This is a genomic window from Streptomyces bobili (genome assembly GCF_002154575.1).
GTDB lineage: Bacteria > Actinomycetota > Actinomycetes > Streptomycetales > Streptomycetaceae > Streptomyces > Streptomyces bobili.
The window spans coordinates 1-4,752 of record NZ_MUBA01000022.1; the positions used below are offsets into that span (position 1 = coordinate 1).

Here is a 4,752-nt window from a genome sequence, read left to right on the forward strand (position 1 = left end):
CCACGCACCCCAACCCGGAGCACCCCCGCAGGCATGCCGAAGGCCCCGGCGTCCGTCCTGGGGAAGGGCGAGGCGCCGGGGCCTTCGGTTCTGCATGTCAGAAAGCTGGATCCACGCCCGCGTGGCGAACGCAGGCCGCGCGTGGATCCGTGGGTTGCCGGTCGGGAGCGGATGAGAGAGGGCCCGCTCTGTTCTCCCCGGCGATCAGATCAAGGAAGGAGTTCAGCCGTTGAGGGACGAGACCTTCGAAGCAAGCGCCGACTTCTTGTTGGCGGCCTGGTTCTTGTGGATGACACCCTTGGAGACGGCCTTGTCGAGCTGACGCGCGGCAGCGCGCTGGTACTCGGTGGCCTTCTCGACGTCACCCGCGGCAGCGGCCTCGCGGGCCTTGCGGATCGCGGTCTTCAGGGAGGACTTGACGGCCTTGTTGCGCAGCCGAGCCTTCTCGTTGGTCTTGATCCGCTTGATCTGGGACTTGATGTTCGCCACGAATAAGCCTCTACAGGTTCAGGCACGGCACCGCGCGGGTTCCGTACCAGTGATTGTCTCTTTCCAGGTGCCTCGTGCTGAGAGGGCATGAGACACAGCGACCCAGACTACCAGTGCACGTGAGAGCGGCCCAAACCGGTTCCCGGTCGCCGCGCGTGGGACCATGGAGACTACGTATCGATCCGACCCGAGGCATAAGGCGCCTCAAGAGACAGGACCCTGCGTGCCCGCGACCCCTAACAATGTGCCCGAGCCGAGCCGTACCGACCCGGCACTGATCCGCAACTTCTGCATCATCGCGCACATCGACCACGGCAAGTCCACGCTTGCCGACCGGATGCTTCAGCTGACCGGTGTGGTCGAGCAGCGGCAGATGCGTGCTCAGTACCTCGACCGTATGGACATCGAGCGTGAGCGCGGAATCACGATCAAGTCCCAGGCGGTGCGTCTGCCGTGGGCTCCCACCGAGGACCCCGCGAACACGCACATCCTCAACATGATCGACACCCCGGGTCACGTCGACTTCACCTACGAGGTCTCGAGGTCGCTCGCCGCCTGCGAGGGCACCGTGCTCCTCGTCGACGCCGCCCAGGGCATCGAGGCCCAGACCCTCGCCAACCTCTACCTGGCGATGGAGAACGACCTCAAGATCATCCCCGTACTGAACAAGATCGACCTGCCGGCCGCCCAGCCGGAGAAGTTCTCCGAGGAACTGGCCAACCTCATCGGCTGCGACCCCGAGGACGTGCTCAAGGTCTCGGCGAAGACCGGTATCGGCGTGGACGCCCTGCTCGACCGGGTGGTCCGCGACGTCCCGGCCCCGGTCGGCGTCAAGGACGCTCCGGCCCGCGCGATGATCTTCGACTCGGTCTACGACTCCTACCGGGGCGTGGTCACCTACGTCCGTGTCATCGACGGCCAGCTCAACAAGCGCGAGCGCATCAAGATGATGTCGACCGGCGCCACCCACGAGCTGCTGGAGATCGGTGTCTCGTCCCCCGAGATGACGCCGGCCGACGGCATCGGCGTCGGCGAGGTGGGCTACATCATCACCGGCGTGAAGGACGTCCGTCAGTCCAAGGTCGGCGACACCATCACCAGCAAGGAGAAGGGCGCCACGGAGGCCCTCGGCGGGTACAAGGACCCCAAGCCGATGGTCTTCTCCGGCCTCTATCCCCTGGACGGCTCGGAGTACCCCGACCTGCGCGAGGCGCTGGACAAGCTCCAGCTCAACGACGCCGCCCTGGTCTACGAGCCGGAGACCTCCGCGGCCCTCGGCTTCGGTTTCCGCGTCGGGTTCCTCGGTCTGCTGCACCTCGACGTCATCCGTGAGCGCCTGGAGCGCGAGTTCAACCTCGAACTCATCGCCACCGCGCCCAACGTGGTCTACCGCGTGATCATGGAGGACGGGAAGGAGCACACGGTCACCAACCCGAGCGAGTTCCCCGAGGGTAAGATCGACAAGGTCTTCGAGCCGGTCGTGCGGGCCACGATCCTCGCGCCCAGCGAGTTCATCGGCTCGATCATGGAGCTGTGCCAGACCCGTCGCGGCACCCTCCTCGGCATGGACTACCTCTCCGAGGACCGCGTCGAGATCCGCTACACGCTCCCGCTCGCCGAGATCGTCTTCGACTTCTTCGACAACCTGAAGTCCAAGACCCGCGGGTACGCCTCGCTGGACTACGAGCCCACCGGCGAGCAGGACGCCCAGCTGGTGAAGGTCGACATCCTGCTCCACGGCGACCGGGTCGACGCCTTCTCCGCCGTCACCCACAAGGACGCCGCCTACGCGTACGGCGTACGGCTCGTCGCCAAGCTGCGCGAGCTGATCCCGCGCCAGGCCTTCGAGATCCCCATCCAGGCCGCCGTCGGCTCGCGGGTCATCGCCCGCGAGACCATCCGCGCCATCCGCAAGGACGTCCTCGCCAAGTGCTACGGCGGCGACATCTCCCGTAAGCGCAAGCTGCTGGAGAAGCAGAAGGAGGGCAAGAAGCGGATGAAGATGGTGGGTTCCGTGGAGGTTCCGCAGGACGCCTTCATCGCTGTCCTGAGCAGCGAGGAGAACGCGGGTTCGGGCAAGGGCAAGAAGTAGCCCGCCGGCACACCGGTTCCGGGGCCCGTCGCGCTGTCGCGCGGCGGGCCCCGCTCCGTCCGGGGGTCGCCGTTGTGTAAAAGTGACAGTCCGTGGCTCTTACGTGCAGGCCAGTCGCCCTCTACTCTGATCCCTGCTCGATAGTTACTCGCGAGTTAAACAACAGCCGCACTGAGCCAGCCGCATCGTCGCGGGCCCCGGAGGATGTCGTGAGCGACACACAGACACTGATCGAGAACCGTCCGCCGTCCGTCGCGGGGCTCTTCCTGGAGCGCGTGACCGCCACGCCCGACGCGGAGGCGTACCGCTACCCCGTGCCGGCGTCGGCGGGCGAGGGCCCGGACGAGTGGAAGTCGCTCAGCTGGGCGCAGGCCGCCGAGCGAGTGCACGCCATCGCGGCCGGCCTGATCGAGCTGGGCGTCCAGCCCGAACAACTGGTGGCGCTGGCCGCCTCCACCCGGATCGAGTGGATCCTCGCCGACCTCGGCATCATGTGCGCGGGCGCGGCGACGACCACCATCTATCCGCAGACCAACGCCGAGGAGTCGGCGTTCATCCTCTCCGACTCCGGGAGCCGGGTGCTGATCGCGGAGGACGCCGCCCAGGCCGCCAAGGCCGTGGAGAAGCGCCAGGAGCTGCCCGAGCTGACCCATGTGGTGGTGATCGACCCGGCCGGGGTGGAGACCTCCGACTGGATCATCACGCTCGACGAGCTGGAGCGGCGCGGTGCCGCCCGCCTGGAGCAGGACCCGCAGCTGATCAAGGAGCGGGTCGGCGCGATCACCAAGGAGCAGCTCGCCACCGTCATCTACACCTCGGGCACCACCGGCCGCCCGAAGGGCGTACGCCTCCCGCACGACAACTGGTCGTACATGGCGAAGGCGATCGCGGCGACCAAGCTGCTCGGTCCCGACGACGTGCAGTACCTCTGGCTGCCCCTCGCCCATGTGTTCGGCAAGGTGCTGACCTCCGGGCAGATCGAGGTCGGGCACGTCACCGCCGTGGACGGCCGCGTCGACAAGATCATCGAGAATCTGCCGATCGTGCGGCCGACCTACATGGCGGCCGTCCCGCGCATCTTCGAGAAGGTCTACAACGGGGTCGCCGCCAAGGCCCGAGCGGGCGGCGGCGCCAAGTACAAGATCTTCCAGTGGGCCGCCGAGGTCGCCCGAGAGTACGCCAAGGCGTCCCAGGACAACTTCCGGCGCACCGGCAAGGCCTCCGTCCCCTTCGGGCTCGGCGCCAGGCACAAGGTCGCCGACACGCTCGTCTACGCGAAGATCCGCGAGGCGTTCGGCGGGAACCTGCGCGCCTGCGTCTCCGGCAGCGCGGCCCTCGCGCCGGACATCGGGTTCTTCTTCGCCGGCGCGGGCATCCACATCCTCGAGGGATACGGCCTGACGGAGTCCTCCGCGGCCTCCTTCGTGAACCCCGGCGAGGCCTACCGCACCGGCACGGTCGGCAAGCCGCTCCCCGGCACCGAGGTGCGCATCGCCGACGACGGCGAGATCCTGCTGCGCGGCCCCGGCATCATGGAGGGCTACCACGGGCTGCCCGAGAAGACCGCTGAGGTCCTGGAGGCGGACGGCTGGTTCCACACCGGGGACATCGGCGAGCTGTCGCCCGACGGGTACCTGCGGATCACCGACCGCAAGAAGGACCTCATCAAGACGTCCGGCGGCAAGTACATCGCGCCCGCCGAGGTCGAGGGACAGTTCAAGGCGGTCTGCCCGTACGTCTCCAACATCCTCGTGCACGGCGCCGACCGGAACTTCTGTACGGCGCTGATCGCGCTGGACGAGCTGTCCCTGCGGGGCTGGGCCGAGGAGAACGGGCTCGGCGGGAAGTCGTACGCCGAGATCGTGGCCGCGCCGGAGACGGTGGCACTGATCGACGGGTATGTGAAGCACCTCAACCAGGGGCTGCAGAAGTGGCAGACGATCAAGAAGTTCCGGCTGCTGCCGCGCGACCTCGACGTCGAGCACGGTGAGATCACGCCGAGCCTGAAGCTGAAGCGGCCGGTGGTGGAGCGGGAGTACAAGCACCTGATCGACGAGATGTACGCGGGCACCCGAGAGGCGTAGGCCCCTTCGGGGCGCGGGGGCGGCTGCGCCGGTGCGGCGCGGTCGCCCCCGCGCCAGTTCCCCGCGCCCCGCGCCAGTTCCCCGCGC

General features: G+C 67.8%; 3 protein-coding genes. 2 read left to right on the forward strand and 1 reads right to left on the reverse strand.

Annotated elements, in window-relative coordinates; translation table 11 throughout:
• Positions 1-222: 222 nt before the first annotated feature.
• On the reverse strand, positions 223-489 hold the full coding sequence (rpsT, locus tag BZL64_RS02490) for a 30S ribosomal protein S20 (protein WP_086765651.1): 267 nt from the start codon (positions 487-489) through the stop codon (positions 223-225).
• 223 nt (positions 490-712) lie between these two features.
• On the opposite strand from rpsT, the gene lepA reads away from it, so the two are divergent.
• A complete protein-coding gene (lepA, locus tag BZL64_RS02500) occupies positions 713-2,581 on the forward strand; it encodes a translation elongation factor 4 (RefSeq protein WP_086765658.1) in 1,869 nt (622 codons plus the stop codon).
• Between the two features lie 209 nt (positions 2,582-2,790).
• Entirely contained in the window at positions 2,791-4,665 is a 1,875-nt protein-coding gene (locus BZL64_RS02505; protein ID WP_086765660.1) for an AMP-dependent synthetase/ligase, read from the forward strand.
• Positions 4,666-4,752 lie beyond the last annotated feature (87 nt).